Source organism: Nocardia sp. NBC_01377 (assembly GCF_045040005.1).
Lineage (GTDB): Bacteria > Actinomycetota > Actinomycetes > Mycobacteriales > Mycobacteriaceae > Nocardia > Nocardia noduli.
The window spans coordinates 8,617,456-8,642,923 of the sequence record NZ_CP109566.1 but is presented as its reverse complement, the minus strand read 5'-3'; the positions used below and the strand labels follow the sequence as shown (position 1 = coordinate 8,642,923).

General features: G+C 67.1%; 21 protein-coding genes. 5 read left to right on the top strand and 16 right to left on the bottom strand.

The genetic code is table 11. From position 1 onward, the window contains the following. Positions 1-78: 78 nt before the first annotated feature. Positions 79-1,200, bottom strand: a complete 1,122-nt coding sequence (gene alr, locus OG225_RS39420) for an alanine racemase (protein WP_405179701.1) — start codon at positions 1,198-1,200, stop codon at positions 79-81. 58 nt (positions 1,201-1,258) lie between these two features. Beyond that, the gene (locus OG225_RS39415) at positions 1,259-2,704 is read right to left on the bottom strand and encodes an NAD(P)H-hydrate dehydratase (protein WP_405179700.1); all 1,446 of its coding nucleotides are present in this window, start codon (positions 2,702-2,704) and stop codon (positions 1,259-1,261) included. Between the two features lie 113 nt (positions 2,705-2,817). Here OG225_RS39415 and OG225_RS39410 point away from each other — a divergent pair, with 113 nt between their 5' ends. After that, complete coding sequence (locus OG225_RS39410) at positions 2,818-3,243, top strand: cupredoxin family copper-binding protein (protein WP_216914560.1); 426 nt, start codon at positions 2,818-2,820, stop codon at positions 3,241-3,243. Positions 3,244-3,251: 8 nt separating this feature from the next. Here OG225_RS39410 and glmS read toward each other — a convergent pair whose 3' ends face one another. Further along, positions 3,252-5,132, bottom strand: a complete 1,881-nt coding sequence (gene glmS, locus OG225_RS39405; protein WP_109525488.1) for a glutamine--fructose-6-phosphate transaminase (isomerizing) — start codon at positions 5,130-5,132, stop codon at positions 3,252-3,254. A 36-nt stretch (positions 5,133-5,168) separates the two neighbouring features. On the opposite strand from glmS, the gene OG225_RS39400 reads away from it, so the two are divergent. Continuing rightward, positions 5,169-6,029 (top strand): dienelactone hydrolase family protein, encoded by an 861-nt coding sequence (locus OG225_RS39400; protein WP_405179699.1) that lies wholly within the window; start codon positions 5,169-5,171, stop codon positions 6,027-6,029. 163 nt (positions 6,030-6,192) lie between these two features. Here the strand turns inward: OG225_RS39400 and OG225_RS39395 are convergent, their stop codons facing one another. The 5 genes from OG225_RS39395 to OG225_RS39375 form a co-directional block, all read right to left on the bottom strand. Then, on the bottom strand, positions 6,193-6,522 hold the full coding sequence (locus OG225_RS39395) for a hypothetical protein (RefSeq protein WP_405179698.1): 330 nt from the start codon (positions 6,520-6,522) through the stop codon (positions 6,193-6,195). A 25-nt stretch (positions 6,523-6,547) separates the two neighbouring features. Beyond that, positions 6,548-8,200: a hypothetical protein gene (locus OG225_RS39390; protein ID WP_405179697.1), complete on the bottom strand. Its 1,653-nt coding sequence runs from the start codon at positions 8,198-8,200 to the stop codon at positions 6,548-6,550. A 60-nt stretch (positions 8,201-8,260) separates the two neighbouring features. After that, positions 8,261-8,584 carry a hypothetical protein gene (locus tag OG225_RS39385; RefSeq protein WP_405179696.1) on the bottom strand — a complete coding sequence of 108 codons (324 nt, stop codon included), beginning with the start codon at positions 8,582-8,584 and terminating at the stop codon, positions 8,261-8,263. A gap of 349 nt (positions 8,585-8,933) precedes the next feature. Continuing rightward, positions 8,934-9,242 carry a DUF6802 family protein gene (locus OG225_RS39380; protein ID WP_109525484.1) on the bottom strand — a complete coding sequence of 103 codons (309 nt, stop codon included), beginning with the start codon at positions 9,240-9,242 and terminating at the stop codon, positions 8,934-8,936. A gap of 148 nt (positions 9,243-9,390) precedes the next feature. After that, positions 9,391-9,582, bottom strand: a complete 192-nt coding sequence (locus tag OG225_RS39375) for a PspC domain-containing protein (protein ID WP_216914550.1) — start codon at positions 9,580-9,582, stop codon at positions 9,391-9,393. A gap of 166 nt (positions 9,583-9,748) precedes the next feature. Between OG225_RS39375 and OG225_RS39370 the strand changes: the two genes are divergently transcribed. Continuing rightward, positions 9,749-11,425: an ABC-F family ATP-binding cassette domain-containing protein gene (locus tag OG225_RS39370; RefSeq protein ID WP_405179695.1), complete on the top strand. Its 1,677-nt coding sequence runs from the start codon at positions 9,749-9,751 to the stop codon at positions 11,423-11,425. Positions 11,426-11,507: 82 nt separating this feature from the next. On the opposite strand, the gene OG225_RS39365 is transcribed toward OG225_RS39370, so the two are convergent. The 7 genes from OG225_RS39365 to OG225_RS39335 form a co-directional block, all read right to left on the bottom strand. Beyond that, positions 11,508-12,284: a hypothetical protein gene (locus tag OG225_RS39365; protein ID WP_405179694.1), complete on the bottom strand. Its 777-nt coding sequence runs from the start codon at positions 12,282-12,284 to the stop codon at positions 11,508-11,510. Positions 12,285-12,404: 120 nt separating this feature from the next. Then, positions 12,405-13,730, bottom strand: coding sequence for a cryptochrome/photolyase family protein (locus tag OG225_RS39360; RefSeq protein ID WP_405179693.1), 1,326 nt, complete (start codon positions 13,728-13,730; stop codon positions 12,405-12,407). Between the two features lie 527 nt (positions 13,731-14,257). Next, positions 14,258-15,634, bottom strand: a complete 1,377-nt coding sequence (gene glmM, locus OG225_RS39355; protein WP_405179692.1) for a phosphoglucosamine mutase — start codon at positions 15,632-15,634, stop codon at positions 14,258-14,260. Positions 15,635-15,792: 158 nt separating this feature from the next. Then, complete coding sequence (gene rpsI / locus OG225_RS39350) at positions 15,793-16,308, bottom strand: 30S ribosomal protein S9 (RefSeq protein ID WP_109525479.1); 516 nt, start codon at positions 16,306-16,308, stop codon at positions 15,793-15,795. Then, positions 16,305-16,748: a 50S ribosomal protein L13 gene (rplM, locus tag OG225_RS39345; protein ID WP_109525673.1), complete on the bottom strand. Its 444-nt coding sequence runs from the start codon at positions 16,746-16,748 to the stop codon at positions 16,305-16,307. Before rplM ends, rpsI begins: the two co-directional genes overlap by 4 nt. Positions 16,749-16,891: 143 nt before the next feature. Further along, positions 16,892-18,445 carry a hypothetical protein gene (locus tag OG225_RS39340; protein ID WP_405179691.1) on the bottom strand — a complete coding sequence of 518 codons (1,554 nt, stop codon included), beginning with the start codon at positions 18,443-18,445 and terminating at the stop codon, positions 16,892-16,894. Between the two features lie 73 nt (positions 18,446-18,518). Further along, positions 18,519-21,164 carry an FHA domain-containing protein gene (locus tag OG225_RS39335; RefSeq protein ID WP_405179690.1) on the bottom strand — a complete coding sequence of 882 codons (2,646 nt, stop codon included), beginning with the start codon at positions 21,162-21,164 and terminating at the stop codon, positions 18,519-18,521. Positions 21,165-21,272: 108 nt separating this feature from the next. On the opposite strand from OG225_RS39335, the gene OG225_RS39330 reads away from it, so the two are divergent. After that, positions 21,273-22,721, top strand: a complete 1,449-nt coding sequence (locus OG225_RS39330) for a metallopeptidase (protein ID WP_405179689.1) — start codon at positions 21,273-21,275, stop codon at positions 22,719-22,721. Between the two features lie 6 nt (positions 22,722-22,727). On the opposite strand, the gene OG225_RS39325 is transcribed toward OG225_RS39330, so the two are convergent. After that, the gene (locus OG225_RS39325; protein WP_405179688.1) at positions 22,728-24,032 is read right to left on the bottom strand and encodes an FHA domain-containing protein; all 1,305 of its coding nucleotides are present in this window, start codon (positions 24,030-24,032) and stop codon (positions 22,728-22,730) included. Between the two features lie 197 nt (positions 24,033-24,229). Between OG225_RS39325 and OG225_RS39320 the strand changes: the two genes are divergently transcribed. Beyond that, positions 24,230-25,435, top strand: a complete 1,206-nt coding sequence (locus OG225_RS39320) for a hypothetical protein (RefSeq protein ID WP_405179687.1) — start codon at positions 24,230-24,232, stop codon at positions 25,433-25,435. The last annotated feature ends 33 nt before the right edge of the window (positions 25,436-25,468 follow it).

The window sequence follows — 25,468 nt, the reverse complement described above, 5'->3', positions numbered from 1 at the left end:
CCACGAGTCGGCCGCACGCGGCGAACACGCACGGTAACGGCCACCATAACCGCCCTCCGACCGTGGCGTCGCTCGAGTTCAGCCGCCCACATGACGACGAATAACCCGTCCCTTCGGCGCGCAAACGACTTCGTAGTGAATGGTGTCGAGCAGATCGGCCCAATCCTGCGCGGCGGGCTCGCCCGGCCCGCCGCCGAAAAGCACCGCCGTATCACCCTCGACGACGTCGGCCGGATTGTCACCGAGGTCGACCACGAACTGGTCCATGCAGACCCGGCCGACGCCGCGATGCCGCGCACCGCCGAGGAAAACCTCGAAACGCCCGCTCAACGGCCGGAACACACCGTCGGCGTAGCCTGCGGGAACGAGTGCGACGGTGGTGTCGCGCGGCGCGATCCACTGGTGCCCGTAGGACACGCCCTCCCCCGCCGCGACCCGCTTCACCAGCGCGACCCGCGCCTGGAAGGTCATCGCGGGCCGCAACCCGAAATCGGGCAGGCCGGGAACCGGAGACAGCCCGTACACCGCGATGCCGGGGCGCACCATGTCGAACGCCAGGTCGGGGCGGGTGAGCGTCGCCGCCGAATTCGCCAGATGCGTCGACTCCGGAGGCAGGCCGAGTGCCTTCGCGGCGGCGATCGCCTCGAGGAAGCGTTCCCGCTGGATATCCAGGAAAGGATGTTCCGGCTCGTCGGCGTGGGCGAGATGGGAGAAGATCGCCCGGAACCGCACCACACCCTCGTCGACGAGTACGCGCAGTGCCGCGAGGACCGCCGGGTACTCGTCCGGCGCGATTCCGTTGCGGTTCAGCCCGGTATCGACTTTGAGGGTGACGGTGGCGGTGCGCCGCAGCCCGCGCGCGGTCGCCGCGACGGCACGCAGATGCCCCAGCGACGACACTCCTATCTCGATATCGGCGGTGACGGCGGCGCCGTAGTCGGCGTCGGCGTTGTTGAGCCAGCACAGAATCGGCGCGGTGATGCCCGCGGCGCGCAATCGCACCGCCTCTGCCACCGTCGTCACACCGAGTTCGGCCGCCCCCGCCGCCAACGCCGTGCGCGCCACCTCGATCGCGCCGTGGTTGTATCCGTCCCCCTTCACCACGACCATCACCGCGGCGTCACCGGCGTACTCGCGCAGGATCCGCACGTTGTGGGCAATGGCATCCAGGTCGATGACGGTTTCCACTTGGGCGTTCACGGATAACGATCCTGCCACTCCTTCGGAACCGACCCGGGACCGCCGCACAAGATCTCGTTCAGTACCGACCCGGGGGCGCGGCGCGCAACGTGCCGATCGCGCGACGCAGGTGGTCGAGCAGCGGGCCTGCCGAGATCGGGGCGGCGGCATCGCCCGCGTTGGCGGCCAGGTTTGCGGCGAGGCTGTGCGCGCGGGCGCCCGCGGCCGCGCACCAGAGCGGGTCGCGGCCCGCGGCGAGCAGCGCGCCGATGATGCCGGACAGCACGTCGCCCGCACCGGCGGTGGCGGCCCAGGAACCGCCCGCCTCGTTCACGAGAACCGGGCGGCCGGGAGCGGCGACGACGGTCGCGCGGCCTTTCAGCAGCACTGTCAGTTCCCAGGATTCGGCGAGTTCGCGTACCGCGGCCACCCGATCCGAGCCGACATCGTGGCCGGTCAGACGCGCGTATTCCCCGGCGTGCGGAGTGAGGACGGTCGGCGCGGTACGGCCGCGGACCAGCGCGGGGTCCGCCGCGAGCAGAGTGAGTCCGTCGGCGTCGACGACGACCGGCAGTTCGGTCGCGAGAATTTCCGCGAGACGATCGCGCGCGTCGGAATCCGTGCCGGATCCCGGACCGAAGATCCAGGACTGCACCCGCCCGGTCGCCGAAATCGATTCGGCGGCCACCACTTCCGGGAAACGCGCCAACACCGCGCCCGCACCGGTCCCCGCGTAGCGGACCATGCCCGAGGTGGCCGCCACCGCCGCGCCCGTGCACAACACGGCCGCGCCGGGATAGGTCGCACTGCCCGCGCAGACACCGGTGACACCCTGCGAATACTTGTCGTCGGTCGGTCCGGGCACCGGCCATTCGGCACCGACGGTGCCGGGGTCGAGCGCCGCGATCCCGGGCTCGGGCAACCGTAAACCGATGGGCACCAATTCGATTCGTCCGCAATACGGCGCGGCGAGCGCGTGCACCGGCTTGAGCGCACCGAAGGCGACGGTGACATCGGCGCGCACAGCGGGACCGCTCACCACACCGGTATCCGGGTCGACACCGCTGGGCAGATCCACCGCGACGATCGGGGCGGCGCTGCCCGCGACGAGTTCCGCCGCACGCGGGCGCAGCGGACCACGCCCGGAGATGCCGACGATCCCGTCGACCAGCAGATCGGGCGTGCCGATCTCGTCACCGATCCGCCCACCCGTCGCACGCAACGCGGCGAGCCCTTCCGCGTGCGCGCGTTCGGGATTCAGCAGCACCGCGGTCACCGCGACGCCGCGCCGCCGCAACATCGACCCCGCCCACAGCGCGTCGCCGCCGTTGTCCCCCGATCCGACGAGCAGCGTCACCGAACGTCCAGCCACACCTGCGGTGCGCGCGCGCAGTTCCGCCGCGATCACACGCGCCAACCCGTAAGCCGCCCGTCGCATCGGCACGCCGTCGGGCACCCGGGTGAACAGTTCCGCTTCCGCCGCCCGCACCTCGTCGACGGTGAAATATCCCCGCTGCGTGGACATACCCGTATCGCCTCCACTGCGTCGATCCGGCACGACTCCCTGGCCGCCCCGACCCTACCCGCCATCGGACGCACCACCGGGCACCGCGCGACCGGCGACTACGCTTGGCCGTCATGTCGATCGGTAGCCACGCGAAATCCGCCCGGGTCGTGACCGGGTTCGTCCTGGCCGCCGCGGTCCTGCTGTCGAGTTGCGGCTCCGGCGACTCCGATTCGGCCGCGACATCCACCGCGAAAACACCCGCGGCGACCACGACACCCGCGAACACCGGGTCGCCGGAACGCGCGGCGGTCACGGTGACCGTGGACGATATGAAATTCGCTCCCGAGAACGTCACCGTCAAACTGGGCGAGACCGTGACCTGGAAATTCTCCGACCGCGTCCCGCATTCGGTGCAGGGCATCGGCGACAAGGCGATGGGAATCAACAGTCCCATCTACACCACCGGCCAGTGGAGCTACACCTTCACCGCCGTCGGCACCTACCGCTACCTGTGCTCGCTGCATCCGCAGATGCGCGGCACGGTGACCGTCGAGTAGGTTCCCGCCTACTCGACCGTGACGGATTTCGCCAGATTCCTCGGCTTGTCCACGTCGTATCCGCGGGCCTGCGCCACCTCGGCGGCGAAGATCTGCAAGGGGACCGTCGACAGCAACGGCTGGAAAAGTGTGGGCGCCGAAGGAATCTCGATGAGGTCGTCGGCGAACGGACGCACCGTGTCGTCGCCCTCCTCGGCGATCACGATGGTGCGGGCGCCGCGCGCCTGGATCTCACGGATATTGCTCAGCAGTTTCGAATGCAGCACGGCGCGCCCCTTCGGGGACGGCATCACCACGATGACCGGGAGACCGTCCTCGATCAGCGCGATCGGACCGTGCTTGAGCTCGCCCGCGGCGAAGCCTTCCGCGTGCATGTAGGCGAGTTCCTTGAGTTTGAGCGCGCCTTCCAATGCCACCGGGTAGCCGACGTGGCGACCGAGGAACAGCACGGTCGGCACGTGCGCCAGCTGCCGCGCGAGCGCCCGCACCTGCGGACCGGTCTCCAGCACCCGCTCCACCAGCTTCGGCATGGCCTCGAGTTCGGCGAACTCCCTGGCCACCTCGTCCGGGTACTTCGTGCCCCTCGCCTGCGCCAGCGCGAGACCGACCAGGTAGTTCGCCGTCACCTGGGCCAGGAACGCCTTGGTCGACGCGACGCCGATCTCGGGGCCGGTCCTGGTGTAGAGCACCGCGTCGGATTCGCGGGGAATCTGCGCGCCGTTGGTGTTGCAGATCGCGAGGACGCGCGCCTTCTGCTCCTTGGCGTGGCGCACCGCCTCCAGCGTGTCGGCGGTCTCGCCCGACTGGGAGATCGCCACCACCAGCGTCGACCGGTCGAGCACCGGGTCGCGGTAGCGGAACTCACTGGCCAGCTCGACCTCGACCGGAAGCCGGGTCCAGTGCTCGATCGCGTACTTGGCGAGCAGACCCGCGTGATAGGAGCTGCCACAGGCCACGACGAAGACCTTGTCGAATTCGCGCAACTCCTGGTCGGCGAGGCGCTGTTCGTCCAGCACGATCCGGCCACCGGCCTCGTCCTGGGTGAAATGCCCGATCAAGGTGTCCGCGACACCCGCGGGCTGCTCCTCGATCTCCTTGAGCATGAAGTAGTCGTGACCGCCCTTCTCGGCGGCGGCCAGATCCCAGTCGATGGTGAACGGACGCGTCTTACCGCCGACCTCGTTCCCGTCGAAGTCGGTGACCGAATACGAATTCGCGGTGATCACGACGGCCTGGTCCTGGCCCAGCTCGACGGCCTCGCGGGTGTGTTCGATGAACGCGGTCACATCCGAGGCGACGAACATCTCGCCTTCGCCGACACCGACCACCAGCGGGGTGGACCGGCGGGCGGCGATGATCAGATCCGGGTGGTCGGCATGGGTGAACACCAGTGTGAAGGCCCCTTCGAGCCGCCGCAGGACCGCCAGCGCGCTCGCGACGAAATCGCCCGCCGTTGGGCCGGCGGCATAGGCGAGACCCACCAGGTGCACGGCGACCTCGGTATCGGTGTCGCTGAGCAACTCGACCCCGGCCGCTTCCAGTTCCTTACGCAGCGGCACGAAATTCTCGATGATGCCGTTGTGCACCACGGCCACCTTCTCGGTGATGTCGCGGTGCGGGTGCGCGTTGCGATCGGTCGGCGCGCCGTGTGTCGCCCACCGGGTGTGTCCCATTCCCGTGGTGCCGACGAAGCGGTCCGTGCCCGATTCGGCGAGTTCGGCCTCCAGGTTCGCCAGGCGTCCCGCCTTGCGTTCCACGGCCAGAACGCCCGACTCGCCGAGGATCGCGACCCCCGCGGAGTCGTATCCGCGATATTCCATGCGGCGCAACGCGTCAACGACAACGACGAGCGCGTCCCGGTACCCGACGTAGCCAACGATTCCGCACATGGCTCCCCAGAGTACTTATCGGATAACGTTCACGTCGTGTCGGCGTCTGTGAAATCCCTTTTGAGCACCCTGACCAGCCGTGGCCCGCACCGCGTGTTGCACGGCAACCTAGCGATCGCGGGGCAGCCCGGTGTCGTCTACACCCCCGAGTCGGGGCTGAGCCTGCCCGCTGTCGCCTTCGGCCACGGGTGGCTGACCGGCGCGTCCAAGTATCGGCAGCTGATGGAACACCTCGCGTCGTGGGGTTTCGTCGTCGCCGCCCCCGACACCGAACGCGGGCCGATTCCGTCACATCTTGACCTCGCCACCGATCTGCTCACCACCCTCGACATCTGCACCGGTGTCCGCCTCGGTGACGGCGACATCAGCGTGCACCCCGACCGCCTCGCCCTCGCCGGACACGCCATGGGCGCGGGCGCGGCCGTACTGGCCGCGAGTCGCCGCCGAGTCGCCGCCGTCGCCGCCCTCTTCCCCGCCCCCACGGCACCGTCCGCCGAGAGCGCCGCCCGCGATATCGACAGCCCCGCCCTGATCCTCGCCTCGGCCTCCGGCATCGAGTCACTCAACTCCAACGCCATCCCCCTCGCCTCCGCCTGGGGCGGGACGAGCATCCTGCGCACCGTCGACGGCGCGTCCGGCAACGGCCTCGTCGAGGGCAGGCGAACGTTCGGAGCACTCGGTGTGGGCAAACACGAGAAGAAGACCACCCGCGCCACCCAGGCCCTGCTCACCGGCTACCTGCTCCACACCCTCGTCGGCGACAAGACCTACGAAGCGTTCGCCGACCCCGAGGCCCACATTCCGCACTCCACCGTGGTCGATCCCGACGCGCCCCGCGAAGAGGAGGACAAGCCCAAGATCTCCCTCGGCACCGTCGCCTCTCTGCTGCGCAAGTAGGGGCGGGGTCAGCCGCAGCGCGGCTCTCCGGTTGTCGATGAACTGGTCGGGGTCGAACATCGCCGATTCAGGGCCTGCGGGCCCGTCCCTCGATCACTTGCGTGGCGTCCGAACCAGCCGACGACGCTCGCCTGCTCGAATCGACCACCCGCCTATGATCCGGTCAGATCAGCCAACTCTCACGTCGGTAGTACTCGCCCTCCGGGTCGTCGTCATCGGTCGGGGTAACGACATCCTTCGATCTGCGGAGAGCCAGCGCTCGGGCGATCACTTCGCGCTGTTCGCGCGCTTGGGCCGCTGCACGCTCCCGTTCCTCCGCTTCGAGGCGAGCGTGCTCTTCGCGCCCAGTTTCGACGCGTTCGATGGCTTCGAGCAAAGCGGCACCGTTGTCCGCGCTCGACTGTCTCTTCATCTCGTCGTATTCGTCTTGGAGCCGCACCATGCCGCGCCGATACTCCTCGACGGTGCACTCGATTCGAGACCCGTGATCCACGGCGTTCACCTCCCACTCGTGCGGCTTACAGCGGGCCCGCCTCTGCCAACAGCGCGCCGCTGTCGGGCTGCTGAGTTGTCGGATTCTCCGGTGTTCCCGGAAGCGGCACGATCGTCGGTGTGTGCTCGCCGTCCTCGTGACGACGGGCACGGGACGGTAGCCCAGGACTCGCACTCGGTTGTCCGGTGGACCCTTCGTCGGGTTTGTGCGCGGGAGGCTCGGACTTGTCTTCGCTCCGGGGCTCCTGCTTCTTGCCTTCTTCCGCGTCGGCCTCCTTCACCCCGTTCGTGTCGTCGTCCTTCGCCGATTCGTCGGAAACGATCGTCGGGTCGCCGTTCTCGTCCAATGTCACGCTGTACTCGCGGGATGTGCCATCGGCATCGGTCTCGACCAACTTCGGCCGGCCGTCCGCGCCGACCTCCAGGGTGAAATGCCTTCCGGCAAGATCGAACTCGCCGACTTCGGCATCCTTCTTCCCGTCTGTGTCGCCGTCTTCCGATTCGGAATCGTCGGGGTCCTCGGCCTTCCGACCTTCGATGACCTCCTGATCTTCGATCGCCGCTTCTGCCTTCGTCAGCGCATCGTCGATGCCCTCGGTGATCAGTTCGCCGAGGGAGGTCAACCCGGGCTCGAGCCCGTCAGCGAGTGCGCTTGCCGCCGATGCGAGCGTCTGACCGAGGGACTCGAGTCCGTTCAGCGATGTGACCTTGTCGCTGTCCTCGGAGGTGTTCTTATTGTCGCAATCGTTCGACGTGTTTTCACTTCCGTCATCCGATGCATTCTTGCTACCGCCGTTGTTCACAGTGTTCTTGCCGCTGCCATTATTCGAGGTGTTCGTATTACTACTACCGCCGGGTATGCACCGACTACTATCCTCCGAGTTGTTCATTCTCGGGTCGCCAGCATTTACCGTCGACATTTCTGCCGGCACCGGATATGGAGCTGTATCAACCCCGTTCAGAGCAATGATCAGATCGTCGTAGAGCTGCCGCACCGCAGCCTCGGCGCTCGAACACACCTGCTCGAAACTGGCCACCGTCTCTTCGACATGAGCGGCGAAGGTCTCCCGCAACCACCGCTCGGCCTCCCTCCCCTCCTCCGATTCGCGGTCATTCCGGGCGGTGTCGAAGAATTTGTCGATCTCCTCACGGCTTCGCCCGTTCCGATCGGGGATATCGGGCAGGGTCGGGTGCCAATAGCTCTCGACGATTCGCGCCTTTACTTCGATGATCTCGCGTAGTCCGGCAGCCGCCTTCGTCAACACCGAGGACAGGGCCGAGACTTCGGCGTGGCCTACTTCCGCCCTCTTCACCTGGGAGTCGAGCATCAGCCACGCGGCATCGCCGGCCTGCCCCTGCCAGACGGATGGCAATGCCGCCCGCTGCGCGGTCTGACTGTCCAGTTCCACCTTCGTGGCGGTAACAAGCCGTCCCATCGTCACGGCCATCTGCTCCAACGCCGCGATATCCATTCCACGCTCGACGTCGTACCTGGTATACAGCGAACTCATCTGCAAGAGAGCGATTTCCCCGCAGCCGATGCCGAGCGACGCGAAGCATTTATTGTAGCGCGGAAGATATTCTTCGAAATACAACAGCCCGGAAGCGCCGTTGTTCAGTAATATGTCGGCAGTAGCGTCGGCGGCCGACGACAATGGGATCGTGCGATACTCGACCATTCAGCTCATCCCCCCGATAGGCGGCACTCGATGTGCCTTCGGCCCGAATTACCGCGAAGCTCATCCGAGATCGATGATCGCTGCCGCGATCCGTTTCACGTTGCTGTCGTCGATCGACGCATAACTACTCGCGCTCGCACTCATCTGCGCACCGGTTCTGTCGACCGCCGTCTGCCAGTTCTTCAACCACGTCGCGACGCGGTCGATACCCGCGGCGATCCCAGCACCTTCGGTGGCATACTCCCGACCCGCCTGTGCCGGTCCGAATTCCGATCCATCGACATCCGCGACCTTTCCCCCGACGATCGCGGCCGAGGTCCGGAGATTGCCACCGATTCTGCCGAGTGTGCTGGGATCAACGATTACCTGTCCACCGGTCGACACCAGAATCCTCCATCCGTCGCACAGATCGTCGGTTATCAGACAGATCCGACGGCCAGGAGCCGTCGGCACAGTTGAACGCGAGAGATCGATTCGGTTCCATCGAATCCCGGACGGCCGAACCATCCACGGGAATCCACAGGAACGGACCCGAGCTACCCGACGCGTTTCGCAGGTTCCAATGATCCGCACGATCCGTGCGGATCATTGCAGCCTGCGGCCGGTTTTCCCCTCGAAGGGGCGGGGGTGTACGGGGACCGTTGCGCACCAGAATAACGGCGCTGCCCCACCACGGGAAAGTCATGCGGCGCCACCGATTTCGATGGCGACCCGCATGGCCTACCGCGACCTGCTACTTCCCGATCTCACCCTGGTCCGTGCGGACCCACCCCGACGTTCCATCGGGATGGTGGTGGAATTCCCAGGCGGCGTAGTCGCCGTCCTTCTCGACGATGGTGACGTGGTCGGCGATGCCGTCGTGGTCGTAATCGCTCCACACGTGCATGGCGTCGTCACCGGTGGTCGTCTCGGTGTCGAGGATGCCGTCGCCGTTGATGTCCTGGGTGGGGTGGTTCAACTCGACGGGGCCGAGTCCCTCCAGTGACGACGAGGTATCGATGTCGGGTAGATCCAGACCGGGGAATTCGCCCGAAGTGATCATGACTCCTCCTCGACAGACTCGGATGACAGTTCTGCGGGCTTCCCCTGCCGACGACTTCCCCCGAACATGGGCCTCCCCCTATGCGATGGAACCACACCATCCTGTCATCCACGACTCCCGGGCGCAGCCCCGTACCTGTCCAGTGGGGTCACTTCTTCGGAATTATCAGCCACAGCACCAGGTAGAGAATGAACTGCGGGCCGGGGAGCAGGCAGGACAGGACGAAAAGCAGACGCACGACATTGGCGTTCCAGCCGAAGTATTCGGCCAGGCCACCGCAGACCCCTGCGATCCAGTTGTCGCCGGTGGAACGGGTGAGGCGGCGGACGGGTGCGGTCATCGGATTTCCCTCTCGGAGTCGGTCGGTACGACCTCAACTCTGCGCCGAACGACCATGCCGGGGCATCGGGCCACCGACCGATCTCGACCCTGATTTCCACGGCATCCGTCTCAGGGAGAAACCCCGAACGCGGGGGTGCGCGCCGTCCGGTGGCGACCGGGTGCGAATGCCCGCGACGGAGCACGGCAGACTTCTCGAGGTGAGCACCACTCTGCATGCGCGCGGATTGTCCGCGGGACACGGCGAACGCACCCTGTTCGACGATCTCGACATGACCCTCGCGCCCGGTGACGTGATCGGCCTGGTGGGGGTGAACGGGGCGGGGAAATCGACGCTGATGCGGATGCTCGCCGACCGCGACGCTCCCGCGGGCACCATCACGTTGAGCCCGCCCGACGCCACGGTGGGTTACCTGGCGCAGGAGCCGGAGCGTGTCGTCGGGGAAACGGTGCTCGAATTCCTCGGTCGACGTACCGGAGTGACCGAGGCACAGCACGCCATGGACGCGGCCGCGCTGCGATTGGCCGAGGGCGGCGACGACGATTACACCCCCGCCCTGGAGCGTTGGCTGGCACTCGGCGGCGCCGATCTGGAGCAGCGGGCGGAGGAGGTCGCGGCGGATCTCGGGCTCACCGAATCGCTCATCGGTGGCCTCGACACCCCGATGACCGGGCTGTCCGGTGGACAGGCCGCGCGCGCGGGACTGGCGTCGGTCCTGCTGTCGCGCTTCGACATCCTGCTGTTGGACGAGCCGACCAACGATCTGGACCTGGACGGTCTGGCGAAACTCGAGCAGTTCGTCACGGCCGTGCGGGTGCCGCTGATGGTGATCAGTCACGACCGGGAATTCCTGGCACGCACGGTGAACGGGATCGTCGAACTCGATCTGGCGCAGCAGCAGGTCGGCCTCTACGACGGCAGTTACGACTCGTACCTGGCCGAACGCGCGATCGCTCGGCAACATGCCCGCGAAGCGTACGACGATTACTCCGACATCAGATCCGGCCTCGAGGCGCGCGCCCAGATGCAGCGCAACTGGCTCGAGCACGGCGTGCGCAACGCCCGTCGCAAAGGTAAGACCGACTCGGACAAAGCCGGTCGCAAGATGCGTGCCGAATCCACCGAGAAACAGGCCGCCAAGGCCCGCCAGACCCAGCGCAGGATCGAACGGCTCGACGTCGTCGATGAACCGCGCAAGGAGTGGGAACTGCGCATGTCGATCGCCGCGGCCCCGCGCAGCGGTTCGGTCGTCGCCACCTTGACCGATGCCACGGTCACGCGCGGAGATTTCACGTTGGGGCCGGTCACCACCCAGGTCGACTGGGCCGACAGGATCGTTCTGACCGGCGCGAACGGATCCGGCAAGTCCACCCTGCTCGCGATGCTGCTCGGCAAGCTGAAACCCGACACCGGGACGAGTTCGCTCGGCTCGGGTGTCGAAATCGGCGAGGTCGATCAGGCGCGCGAACTGTTCCGCGGCGATATCCCCCTGGCCGAGACCTTCGGCACCGAGATGCCCGACTGGCCCGATGCCGAGGTCAGGACGCTGCTCGCGAAATTCGGGCTGCGCGGCCAGCACGTCGGACGCTCCTGCGAAACACTGTCCCCCGGCGAGCGCACCCGTGCCGCGCTCGCACTGTTGCAGGCGCGGGGAGTGAATCTGCTGGTGTTGGACGAGCCGACGAACCATCTCGACCTGGCCGCCATCGAGCAGTTGGAACAGGCCGTCGAATCCTTCACCGGCACCATGCTGCTCGTCACCCACGATCGCCGCATGCTCGACGCGGTCACCTCCACCCGCCGCTGGCGCATGGCGGACGGGCGACTCGTCGAAGAGGGGTAGGGGCGCGGAGTCGGTCCGCCCGCCGGGTGAACCGACCTTCCCCCGACTCGATACCGCGACCACCGTGGCCACCGTGGCCAGTTCACTCGTTGCCACGGTCACCGCCGATCCGCGAAACCGCTGGCGGCGTAGCACAGCACACAAGTTGCGGAACCACGCGAGCCTCGTCACAGAACCGCCGCGCGGCCGGGATCGGTTCCGCAGATCGCGGATCGAGGTCGGTCGTCGGACGTACACCAGGCTTCGCATGCCCCCGCGCTGTGGCCGGGAGTTGGCCGTGGCACACCGTCACGGGTCCGGCATCGAGCCGTCCGATCAACTCCACGGCTTGCCGATATCCACGCCGACCACGGTGCCGCAGCACCTCGCGCGCCAACCGAGGCGGCGAAACACCCTGTTCGACAACCGCTTCCAGCGTCGCCGCGGCGACATCCCGGCTCACTGTCCTGGCGACATCGACCGCGGTACGTGCCGCGGTGGTGGTCAGCGTTCCCCTGATCAGTTCGAGTTCGGCGGCTTCGGCGTGATCACGGTGCACGAACAACTGCGCCGACCGGGCCGGGCGGGCGCCGAGCACATGGGTCGTTCGGGTATCGGCGACCGCGAACCCGTGTAGTTCTGCGGCGGTGTCGTAGGCGGCGATCACGGAGGTGAGGCCGGTGGTGAGCCGCGCGGCCTCTACCCGTAACTCCGGGACCGGCGGTGTATCCGCCTCGCGGTAGACGCCACGGAAGACCCGCACCCACTCCCCGCGGTCCACCAGGACGCGCATCTCACCCCTGGTGTATTCACAGAGCACCTGCCACACGGCGAATGCACCGAATTGCTTGTCTCGTGCCTGTTCCAGTCCTGGTCGCATGGACCGAGTCTCGTCCACGGCCGCGCCACCGAACTTCGACCGACCTGGGAAAACAACAGGCCTGTGGATAACTCTCGGCCTGTGGATTTCCCGAAACCGTGCCCCGGGTCCACAACCGCGCTACATCCCGACGAAGTCGATCATCGGCCCGGGATAGCCTGCGACACCGCCGTTCTCGCGCCAGGGGCGATGCGCCGCCGCACCCGCCAACTCGGCGACCTCCGGCACCCACCGTCGCACGTACACGCCGTCCGGATCGAAACGTTCGGCTTGCCGCAGCGGATTCAGCACCCGGTTCGGCCTGGTGTCGGTCCCGGTTCCGGCGACCCACTGCCAATTGAGCTGATTGTTCGCCAGATCCGCGTCGACCAGCCAGCGCAGGAAATGGTCGGCGCCGATCCGCCAGTCCACGCGCAGGGATTTCGTCAGGAAGCTGGCCGCGATCAGTCGTGCGCGACCGGGCATCCAGCCCTCGGCCCGCAATTGGCGCATTCCGGCGTCGACGATCGGATATCCGGTACGCCCTTCGCACCACGCTTCCACGGCCCGCGGATCCTCTCGCCAATGGATCGACCGGTCGTGATAGTCCTTCCACGCGACGGCGGGACGGGCGGCGAGTAATTGGTGGTGGAAGTCCCGCCACGCCAACTGGCGGGCGAAGGCCGATCCGCCTTCGCCGGTGACATCGGTCCGGTGCAGCACCTCCGATGCCGAGAGACAGCCGAAATGCAGATACGGCGAGAGCCTGGAGGTGGCATCCGCCACGAGGTCGTCGCTGCGTGCCGCGTAATCCTCGACGGGGCCGGACAGCCACTCGGTCAGCAGTTTTCGGCCGGTCGTCTCGCCCCCGACGGAAAGTTTCGGCGATGCCTCTCCCCGACAGATCGAATCGACGGTGGGCAGATCGCCCGCCGCGATTCTCGGCAAGGTCATCGCGTGCGCGCGCGGAAGCGGTGCTCGCCGATGGACTTCCATCCATTTGCGGAAATACGGCGTGAACACCGCGAAATGATCGCGGCCGGTCGAAGGAACGACGGCTTCGGGCGCCACCGTCGTGACGGAGGCCTCGTGCACCCGCAATTCACATCCGCGCCGCCCCAGCCGTTCGCGCAGCGCGTTCTCCCTGCGTCTGCTGTAGCCGCTGACATCGGCCGCGATATGCACGACATCGGCGCCTACCCGGTCGACGATCTTGTCGACCTCGTCGACCACCGTGCCGCGCCGGACGACCAGCCGACCACCCATCCCCTTCAGTTCGCCATCGAGTTCGGCGAGGGCGGCGGCCAGGAACGCGGCGCGATTGGGGGTCGATGCGCGGCCCGCCAGAATCGTGTCGTCGAGGACGAACAGCGGCACCACCTTCTCGGCGCGACACCCCGCCGCCAAGGCCGGATTATCTCGCACCCGCAGATCCCGGGTGAACAGCACAATTCCGACACCGACCACGCTGTCGCACCTCTTTCGCTGGAAAGTGTTACCACAGAACGTCTTCCGCGCGACAACCACGAGGGTCGCGCCGCGACGGCAGTGGGCGGCTCAGCCCCTACCGGCGCGGCGCGCCCTCGCGGACGTCGCGTAGCCGATCCCGCCAACTCTTCGACGTAACCCATGGTAGCCGATAAACGATGCGATTTCGATGCATTCTTCGGAAACTGACAGATAGCGGACACCGATGCCGTCATCGAAACACAGTCCGGGTACAGGATTCCCGACGATTCACCATCTCGAACCGTAATTATACGAGGCGTAAACGATGCATACAGAGGTTAAGGGCGCGGCTGCCACATGCACACCCGCCGACCTCGTGCTACCTCGAGTTCGGTCGCAGCCCGGCGAGCGGCGCATCGTCACACTGCTGACGGGCACGCCGTGCTGACGTAGGGACGTCGCGCCCACACCGGCGAACCCGATCCGCAGGCGCGCTCATCCCGCAACAAACCCGGTCGGCCGCAGCCGACGATCAGGCTTTCGGTTTACACCGAGGCGACACGCTTGGCGAGATCATCGGCCAACTGCCGCGCCTGCACCGGATCGGTCGCCTCGACCATGACCCGAACCAACTGCTCGGTACCACTGGGCCGCAACAGGACTCGGCCGGAATCACCGAGAATCCGCTCGGCTTCGCGTACCGCGTCCAGCACCTCGGGCGCGCGAGCCACCAGCGACTTGTCGGTGACGGGCACATTCACCAGCACCTGCGGCACCGTCGTCAGCACCGCTGCCAGGTCGGACAGCTCACGCCGCGTCTGGGCCATGCGCGCCATCAGTTTGAGACCGGTGAGAATGCCGTCGCCGGTAGTGCCGAAACGCGGCAGGACGGTGTGACCGGACTGTTCACCACCGAGGGTGTACTTGCCGCGGCGCAGTTCTTCCAGCACGTAGCGATCGCCGACCGCGGTGGTGCGCAACGTGATTCCAGCCTCTCGCATAGCGATATGCAGGCCGAGATTACTCATGACGGTGGCGACCAGGGTGTCTTCGAGCAGTTCGCCCGCTTCCCGCATAGCGATGGCGATGATCGCCATGATGGCGTCACCGTCGACGATCGTTCCTCGCGCGTCGACCGCGAGACAGCGGTCGGCGTCACCGTCGAGGGCCAGGCCCAGGTCAGCGCCGTGTTCGACCACGGCGGCCTGTACCTGCTCGAGATGCGTGGAACCGCAGCCGTCGTTGATGTTGAGGCCGTCGGGTTCGGCGTTGATGGCGATCACGGTCGCGCCCGCCTCGCGGAAGGCGGCCGGGCCGACCTCCGAGGCCGCGCCGTGCGCGCAGTCCAGGACCACGGTCAGGCCGGTCAGATCCTGCCCGGCCGCCTCGACCAGATGTTCGACGTACCGTTCGTGCGTGCCCTCGAGGCTGTACCGATCGGGGATGTTCGCGCCGTGGTCGCGCGCGCCCGCGGCGTTGAGCACGCGTCCGATCCCCGCGCCGGTGGGGCGGTGCGGCGTGCGCTCGTCGATCAGCGCTTCGATCCTGTCCTCGACGGCGTCGTCGAGTTTGTGCCCGCCCGCGGCGAAGATCTTGATGCCGTTGTCCGGCATGGGATTGTGCGAGGCGGAGATCATCACGCCGAGGCACGCGTCGTAGAGCCCGGTGAGATAGGCGACAGCCGGTGTCGGCAGCACACCCACCGAGAGCACGTTCACCCCGGCGGCCGTGAGCCCGGCGGTGACCGCCGCTTCGAGCATCTCGCCCGAGGCGCGCGGATCGCGGCCGACGACGGCCAGCGCCCGCTTCTTGCCCCTGCTCAGGATTTGTGCCGCCGCTCCAGAAACCGCGAGCGCCAGTTCCGGACTCAGCGAATCGTTGGCCAGTCCGCGGACTCCGTCGGTGCCGAACAAACGTCCCATAGTCGTCCCTCGTTGCCCTTCACGAGAAATACAGCAATACAGCACGAGAGCAGGCAACCAGCGGTTGCTGGAAACCTGCTCTCATACAGCTGCCGCGCCGACCATACCGCTCCCGACACCGCGTGGGTGCCGGAAAGCGGGGGCCGACGATGCCAAAATCAGCGCTTCGAGTACTGGGGCGCCTTACGCGCCTTCTTCAGACCGTACTTCTTACGCTCCGTGGCACGCGGGTCACGTGTCAGGAAGCCTGCCCGCTTGAGGGCGGGACGATCGTCCGGGGTGACCTCGATCAGCGCGCGGGCGATGGCCAGACGCAGGGCGCCCGCCTGTCCCGACGGGCCGCCACCGTGCAGGCGAGCGTGGATGTCGAAGGACTCGACGCGCTCGACGGTGACCAGCGGGGACTTGACCAGCTGCTGGTGCACCTTGTTCGGGAAGTAGTCCTCGATGGTGCGACCGTTGAGCACGAAGTTGCCCGAGCCCGGGGTCAGCCGCACGCGAACGACGGCTTCCTTACGACGGCCGACGGTCTGCACCGGGCGATCGATCAGGACCGGGGCGTAGGTGGCGGGTTCGGCCTCGTAGCCGTACTCCTCCTCGACGACCTCGACGGTGCCGTCGGCGTCGAAGGTCTCCTCGACGGCCTCTTCGGTGTATTCCTCGGGCGCGGTCACTGGGCCACCTGCTTGATCTCGAACGGAATGGGCTGCTGAGCGGTGTGCGGATGCGTCGGGCCCGCGTAGACCTTCAGCTTGCCCGCGATCGCGTTGCCGAGCTTGTTCTTCGGGATCATGCCCTTGACGGCCTTCTCCACCAGCCGGTCGGGGCGGCTCTCCAACACCTGACCGACAGTGCGCGACTTGAGGCCGCCCGGGTGGCCGGAGTGGTGGTGGATCAGCTTGTCCGCCTTCTTGTTGCCGGAGATGGCAACCTTGTCGGCGTTGATGATGATGACGAAATCGCCACCGTCGAAGTTCGGGGCGTAGGTCGGCTTCGTCTTGCCACGCAGCAGATTCGCTGCCTGGACGGCGAGACGGCCGAGCACTACGTCAGTGGCGTCGATGACGTACCACTTGCGGGTCACGTCACCCGCCTTGGGGCTGTACGTAGGCACAGTGCTTCCCTGTCTGTAGTCGGTGTTGCCGGCCAAGCGTGCGATCGAGGCTGTTCCCGGCGGCCGGTGGAGACCCGGGCCTCGAAGATGCCGCACGCCGACGAGCCACGATACCAGGAGGGTATGGCTCGGGAAGAATCGCCTCAGATCACGACCGGCGGACCCGGATCGCCAACACCGGGCGCCCCGGGAACCACGAACCGCAGGTTGTCGGTGTTCGGCTCGGCGCATCCGGGGTCCTCGCCGCGCGCGTGCGCGATTCCGGGGCCGCGTTCGACACCCACACGCGGGGTGAACGCGCATGCCGCCGGGTCGAGCGAACCCGCCAGTTCGACGCGGTCCGAGTCGGGCGAGAAGGCCACCGCCAGCAGCGCGACCACGCCGACCACGGCGTGCGCGCCGAAGAGGTTGTCCTTGATCTTGTTCCAGCGGGTGCCCTTGCGGGAACCGGACTCGTCGTCCTCTTCCTCTCCGGGCGGGTTCTGCCACCGGTCCGGGCGTGCCTGATCCTGCGGCGGATAGGGCGAGCCGGGTGCGGACGCCTGCTGTCCCGGCGCCGGGAACTCTTCCCTCGTCTCCGGCGGCCGGGTGAATCGGCTGCCGAATTCGGCCAGATGCGGCGGCAGTCCGCGCGACATCTCCTCGCGGGTGACCCGCGTCGTGGGTTCCTCGCTCGGTGCGGGCTCGGGCGGCGACGTCGGATATCCCGGACCATAGGTGACGGCGGGCGGCGTGCGCGGTTCGACCGGCGGCGGAGGTGCGGCCGACGGCGGCACCGGGTCGGCCGGGCGACGGACCATCTCGGGAGGCTGCGAGTCGTGGCGCGGGGCGGCGGGTTCCGGTTCCGCCGATTCGCTGTCGGTCACCAGCAGATGGGTGGCGCCCAGCACGAGGGCGTGCATGGGATGGTCGGCCACCCGCAGCCGGTGGCCGAGGTGATTCTGGAAGGCGTACCGCAGCGCCTCGTTGAAGCAGACATTGCCGCAGAGCAGCACGGTCGAGGTGTCGGCGCCGATCGCGCGGGCGGCCGCCATCACCTCGATCACCACGTTGTCCGCCGAACGGGCGTCGCGCATGGCTTCCGCGGTGACCGCGACGTCCACCGATTCGGTCGGCTGGTCGTCGTCCCCGTGCACCGCGACCACCAGCATGGTCCGGCCGTCGGAGTACACCCCCGTCGCGCCGTTACCCCTCGGGGCACGCTCGTCAGGCGCGCGGACCAGCCCCAGCGCCCGCACGTAACCGGAGAGCGCCACGCTTTCCGGCAGCGGCTCGACCACGACATCGAGCTGTTCGACCATCTCCACGTAGATGTCGATCTTCTCGTCGGGCCAGCCGTCCGGATACGGCAGCGCCACCACATCGGGCCTGCCTCGCAGGTACTCGCCGACAGCGGCCAACGGGTTGTACATCCTGGCCCGGAACACGAGTTCCGCGGGCCACGTCGCCCCCGCGATCACGATCTGCGGATGCCCCAGAATGTCACGCACATCGGCGATGGCCATGCCCAGATCCGGCCGTTGCCGCTCGACCCCCGCGGTATGCAATCGGCCCGACGAATCGGCCAGAAGATAGGCGGGCGGTGTATACGTCCCTTCCACCTGAACCGGGCGGATCGGTGTGTCCACACCGCCCGCAGCCACCGACACCACATCCCATCCGAGATGCACTGCCCCTACTCGCACCGTCACAGGCATAAGTGTGCCTGGTGCGTGGACGTCGTGCTCGCGATCCCCGTCATCGAGACGGCGCCGAACGGATCGGTGCCACTCACGCGGCGGACTTCTTCAGCCGCAGCCTGCTCCAGGTGAAAACGGCCAGGATCGCGGTAATCACCAGCAGCAGCACGATATCGAGAATCCAGGTGCCGGACGTATGATCCCACAGTCCGTCGGGCTGGGAGTTGAGGAAGATTTCCCTGATGTTCACCGTCGATGCACCCGCCGCGTAACCCCATCGGGAGGGGAACAGCCACGACACCTGTTCCAGGCCCGGCCTGCCGGTCACCGGGATAAGGCCGCCCGCCATGACCAGCTGGACCATGATCATCACCACGAGCATCGGCATGACCTGCTCGTTCGATTTCGCCAGACTCGACAGCAACAGTCCGAACACCACGCAGCAGACCGCGGTCAGCGCGATATCGACGTACAACTCGACACTGCCCGAGGGGATCAGCGAGCCCGCGCCCGGCGGCTTCTTGCCGATGAAGGTGATCACGATGAGCACCGCGGCCTGGAGGAATGCCGTGATGCTGAAGACGGCGATCTTGGCAAGCAGATACGCGGACGGCAACAGTCCGACCGCGCGCTCACGGTAGAAGATCGTCCGCTCGCCGACCAGGTCGCGCACGGTGAGGGTGGCTCCCATGAAACAGGCGCCCAGAATAAGCACGACGAGCAACTGCTGGGCTTCCGCGCCGCCGGACGGGGTGATGGCGCCCGACACCGGGTCCTGGACGAGTCCGCCCGCGGTGAAACCGTTCTTACCCGGAACCACCAGCGACAACGCGCCGAGAATGAAGGGCAGCACGAGCAGGAAGGCCAGATATCCACGGTCGGCGAATATCAGGCGGATCTGTCTGCGCATCAGTGTGGAGAACTGTTTGATGCCACTGGCGCGTGGTGGGCGGCCCGCCGATCCCGGTTTGACGGGCGCGGGAGCGGGAGCCGGGGGGATGAAGGCCTGACGGGACCGGTAGGCGGCGAAGGCCTGGTCCGGGTTGGACGCCACATTCGCGAAGATCTCGGCCCAGTCGCTGGTGCCCATCGCGCCGCCGACGCCCGCCGGATGTCCGCAGAACGCGGTCTTACCGCCTGGTGCGAGCAGCAGCACTTGATCGCACATATCGAGGCAGGCGACCGAGTGGGTCACCACGATGACGACGCGGCCCGCGTCCGCCAGTTCGCGCAACATGACCATGACCTGGCGATCCAACGCCGGATCGAGGCCCGAGGTCGGTTCGTCCAGGATCAGCAGCGAGGGGCCGGTGAGCAGTTCCAGCGCCACCGACGCGCGTTTGCGCTGACCGCCCGACAGCCGATCCACCCTGGTGTCGGCATGTTCGGTGAGCGAGAGTTCCTTCAGGACACCGTCGATCACCTTCTGACGATCCGCTTTGCTGTTGTCGGGCGGCAGCCGCAATTCCGCGGCGTAACCGAGCGCTTGGCGGACCGTGAGCTGGCGGTGCAGCACGTCGTCCTGCGGGACCATGCCGATCCTGGAGCGCAACGCCTCGTATTCGGCGTGCAGGTTACGGCCTTCGAAGGCCACCACACCGCCCGAGGGCTGTGTACTGCCCGCGATGAGTTTGGACAGCGTCGACTTACCGGCGCCGGACGGCCCGATCAGCGCGGTCAGGGTGCCACGACCGGCCTGCATGTTGACGTCGACGAGCAACTGTTTGTTGCCCTCGACGGTGAATCCGACGCCGTGCACGCTCAACCCCTGCTCGGCGACCGGCTTCTGCCGATGCACCAGCGTGCCCTGTTGGACGACGAAGTCGATATTGCCGATCGTGACGATGTCGCGTTCGCGCAGCACCGTGCGCTGCTGCCGGGTGCCGTTGACGAAGGTGCCGTTGGCGGATCCGAGATCCTCGATGGTCAGCCCCTCCGAGGCGGCGACCAGCCTGGCATGTTTGCGCGAGGCGAGCGGATCGTTGACCACGATCTGGTTGTCGGTGGTGCGGCCGATGGCGAGCCCACCGGGCGGGAGACGATCGGCGCGGGCGATCGGCGAAGTCGACGGCCGCGCGCGCAACGGGGGCAGCGCCGAGGTGTCCGCCCTGGTCGTCATATTGAAATTCGGCTGCTGCGGGACCGGAGGCTGCGGTCCCGACTGCTGCGGCAGCGGAAGTTGCGGCGAGGACTGCGACGCCACCGGCTGCTGTGGTGTCGGCGGCTTCGGCAAAGCCTGCGACGACGACTGCGGCGGCGCGGGCGACTGCGCCATCGGCTGTGCCCCCGACTGCGACGGCACCGGCTGCTGCGGACGTTGTTGCTGGCCGGGAGCGGGCCGATTCGGGTGCTGATAGCTCGGCCGCTGTCCCTGCTGCGGCTGGGCGACCGGGGGCGTCATCGGCCGCTGCTGACGTGGCTGCGGCGCGGACGGAAGCAGATGCAGCAGCGGCCCACTGATCGCGTCACCGAGACGGACCTGCGTCGGGCGATCGATCGCCACCGGCTGACTCAGCCGTCTGGCGTCGACGAAAACACCGTTGGTACTGCCATTATCGGAGAGAACCCAGCCGCTCCCCTGCCAGGCGAGTGTCGCGTGTACCCGTGAAACCAGCGGGCTGTCCACGAACAAGGTGACCTCTGGTGCGCGGCCCATGGTGATCTTCTGATTCGAATCGAAGACCCGATCGGTTCCATCATGGCGCACGGTGATGGTCTGCGCCCCCGGTGAAGACATGCAGCGGATACTATGCCATCACCCGGACATCGGCGGTGCCCCCGACGCGCCTTTTGTCCCGATCCGGTGCCCGACGCGAACATCATTCCGGCCGACTTAGGGGGAGCCTTGCCGAAACTCCGAGCGACAGCGGTCATATCGGCGCTGTTGTGCGCGGTAGTGCTGCTGGCGGGCTGCACACGCCTGGTGGACGGGCGCGCGGTCTCGGTATACGACGACCCCTTCAAGGTGGCGGGACTGCCGACGACCAGTGGCCCCAGCGGCCCGAAGGCGAACGTTCCCGATTCCGACCTCACCGCCGTCAACGGCGACGGAGGTGCCGCGGACACCCTGGCGCTCAACGCCGTCGACGATATCCAGGCCTACTGGCGGACCGAATTCCCCAAGAACTTCGACGGCGAATTCGTCCCGGTGAACCGGCTGCTGTCCTGGAACGCGAAGGCGCCGCGCAGCCAGGCGCTCGAATTCTGCAAGGAGACCACCTACCACCTGGTCAACGCCGCGTACTGCCGACTGGACAACTCCATCGGCTGGGACCGCGAAGTGCTGCTGCCGACCATGGAGGAGACCTTCGGCAAGATGGCCGTGGTCATGGTGCTCGCCCACGAATACGGTCACGCGATCCAGAACATGGCCAAGATCGTCGATTCCAAGGATCCGGTGATCGTCAAGGAGCAGCAGGCCGACTGCTTCGCGGGGGCGTTCATGCGTCACACCGCCGAGGGCAAGTCCAAGCATTTCACCATCAACACCTCCGACGGCCTGAACTCGGTACTCGCGGCGACCGTCGCCATTCGCGACTCCGACCCCGACGATCCCGAGAGCGTGCACGGTTCTGCCTTCGAACGCGTCACCGCAGTTCAGATCGGTTTCACCGACGGTCCCGAGGCCTGCAAAGGTATCGACATCGATGAGATCAATTCGCGGCGCGGCAATCTCCCCCAGTCCTTCGAAGGCGACGACAACCGCGGCGAGTATCCGATCGACAAGAGCACGCTGATCGAACTGAGCAAGGCGCTCGCCGCGATCCTGCCGGTCCAGAACGCCCCGACCTACGACTACAACGGCGCGAAGATCGACTGCCGCGACGGTGTCACCACCGAACCGGTGTCCTACTGCCCGACGAAGAACACCATCGCCACCGATGTTCCCGCCCTGGCCGAACGCGGGACCGCCGACAGCGAGGAAGCCGACAATCCGTTACCGCTGAAGGTGACCGGCGATTACAACGGCTACGTGGTGTTCATCGCGCGCTACACGCTGGCCGTACAACTCGGTCACGGCCAGCCGCTCATCGGCGCGAAAGCCGGACTGCGCGCCGCGTGCCTGGCCGGAGTCGTCACCGGCAAACTGGCCGACCCCGAGCGCACACGCAACGAGGGTGACATCACCCTGGCCGCGGGCGACCTCGACGAGGCGGTATCGGGCCTGCTCACCGATGGTCTCGCCGCCAGCGACATCCAGGGCAAGACCGTGCCGAGCGGATTCGCCCGGGTCGACGCGTTCCGTGCCGGTGTGCTCAACGGCGAGAACACCTGCATTTCCCGATACTCGTAACGTGCGTCAGCCGCCGAAGGGCGGCGGCGCCGCGGGCTCGTAGCGCAGCACGCGGTTGCCGATCATCACCTCGGTGCCCTGCACCAGGATCATCGGCTGGTTCGGGGTGAGCCGGACCCAGTCCCGGTAGCCGGGCAGGCGGGTGCGGGTGCCGTTGGTCGACCCCCGGTCCACCACGGTCACATCCCAATTCACGAGGTGGACCTCGGCGTGCGCACGCGACATCCCGCCCGACGAATCGTCCACCTTCAACGGGATCAGCCCACGTTGGACGGCATCGGAATTCTCCGGATCGCGTCCGATGACCGCGTCGGCGGCCAGCATGTAGGTCATGCCGTCATCGAGGACGAGCATGCCGAGCGGCGGACGCACCACCTCGATCAACTGCTGCGTCTGATCGACCGGCATCCCGCACACGGTGCAGAACGCCGATCGTGGATCACTGGGATGGGCTCGCGCGCATTTGAATCCCAGCACCTTGACGGTGAGCGCGGTCGCCTTCGCCGTCGCCTCCAGCCTGCGCTGTAGATCCGGGTCGGGGCGGGGCGCCGGGTTGGTGCCGCCGAGCTGAGTCAGGGCGTGATGCGGATCGGGTTGTTCCGCCACCGAATCCAGCATCGAAGTCGCCGCCTGCGTGGCCGTGATGTGCGGTGCGGGCTCGGATGGTTCCCGGCGCTGCTGCGCACGGGGTTCGGGATCGATACGCGCGGTGGGCAACGGCGCCTGTTCACGCGACACCGACACCCCCGCTCGGCCGGGATCGCTCGACCGCGCGCCATCCGACCACACGATCGCGCCCGACGCCTGCGCGATGCCCTCGACCAGCCAGCCGATCCCCCTGCCCGCGGGCAACTCCGGGATACGGCCGTCGCCGCCGTCGATGAACAGCGCGACAGCGCGGGACGGGATCGACGCGACCCGGTCCACCGTGAACGCCGCGTCACCGCCTCGGAAGAACTCGGTCCGACCGGCGTCCTCCAGCACCACCGTCACCGCGCCGTGCAGGAAGATCGCCATCCCCCCGTGTTCGGCCGAGGACAGAATGCCGAAATCGATCGGCACCCCCGGACTGATCTGCTCCGCGTGCTTCATCAACCAGCGCGTCGCCTGGCGCGCGATGAACGCACCGGGACCTTCGGGTTGCCGCTCGACGGCGTCACGCACCAGTTCGGCCAGCGACTCCACGGCGACGGCCGAGGGCGAATCCGGGGTCGGCTCCCCGCCGCCCCGATGCGCGACCAGCACCACCGCGCCCGCGACCCTGGCGACAACGTGGTTTCCCGCGACGACTTCGACCTGCCGCTCCTTCAACGGAATCCGCCTACTACGCGGGCCGGGATCGTCGCCATACCCACCAGGGTAGTGCGCGGCCGCTCACGAAGTACGAGTTGGTCACGATCGGCCGCCACACGCCCGGGGGCAGCGCGATCCCGAAATCAGCGGTCGCTCTGTCCCCACTCCATCCGGTAACTTCGGAGGGCACATTCGGGAGGAACGAGGGGCCTGTCATGGTTCGGACTTCGCGCGTCGCATCGGTTGCGGCATGCGTACTGTTGGCGGGGTTGCTGAGCGCCTGCGGCGGGGTATCGGGAACGGCCGTTCCCGGAGAGATCGACGTACGGAAGCTGGAGGTCGGCACCTATCCCGTCGACGCCCACGAATACGATCAGAACTCCTCCGGAAAAGGCTCGCTGCTGGAAGGTATGCGCATGGCCGACGCGGTCGTGCCCAGCGTGCAGATCGACTCGTCGCTGAAATTCGGTCGCGGCAGCACCGTACTCACCGACGCCACCGAAGCACTCGACTTCCTCGCCAAGACCTCGAAACCGGTACTCGACAACCGCAAGTACATCACCGGCTTCGCCGCGAGCGGCGCGGACAAACCCGACCCTGCGGGCCAGACCCACCCACCGACGGACGCCACCGCCGTCACCAACGTCGTGCTGCGCTTCCCCGACGAGGCCTCGGCCAAACTCGCCGCGCGCGAACTCGAGGACGCCGACCTGAGCGTCTCCCCCGACAACCGCAAGATCCCCTCGACCAAATACCCCGACGCGTACGTGCATTGGCGACCCGGCGTACCGAACGTCGGCGCGTTCCACGCGCACAAAGAGTTCGTGATCTCGCTGTTCATCCAACGTCCCCGCGCCGACAGCACCGACCTGCTGAACTGGGTCGACCGCACCCTCGCCGCGCAGGTCCCCGCCATCGACAACTTCCGCGCGACCCCCGTCAACCAATTCGACTCACTGAATGTCGATCCCGACGGCCTCCTCGCCCGCGTCGCCGTCGCCGACCGCAAGGGCCACACCCCCGACGACGACTCCTTCGCCATCTACGGCCCCAACCACGGCATCCACTCCGCGGACGACGAATCGGTCACCCAGAAACTCCTCCAGGACACCGGCGCCGACAAAGTCGCGATCGTCGACGCGAGTTCGGTCACCCGGGTCCGCGATTTCGACGCGGCCCGCAAACTCGTCGACGGCCTCATCGACACCGCGGGCGACAAGTTCGACCCCATCACCGCACCCACCGACGTCCCCGGCGCCAAATGCCTGCAACTCAACAGCCAGGGCGACCTGGAAAAGGATTACAAATACCGCTGCTACGTCCCGTACAAACGCTATGTCGGCGTGGTCACCAGCGACAAGGAACCCGATGTGCGGCAGAAGGTTGCGGCGCAGTACGCCCTGCTGGCCAATAGTTTGTGAGGGCGGGAAGCACCGTCGTGTGTTCCCGGATCC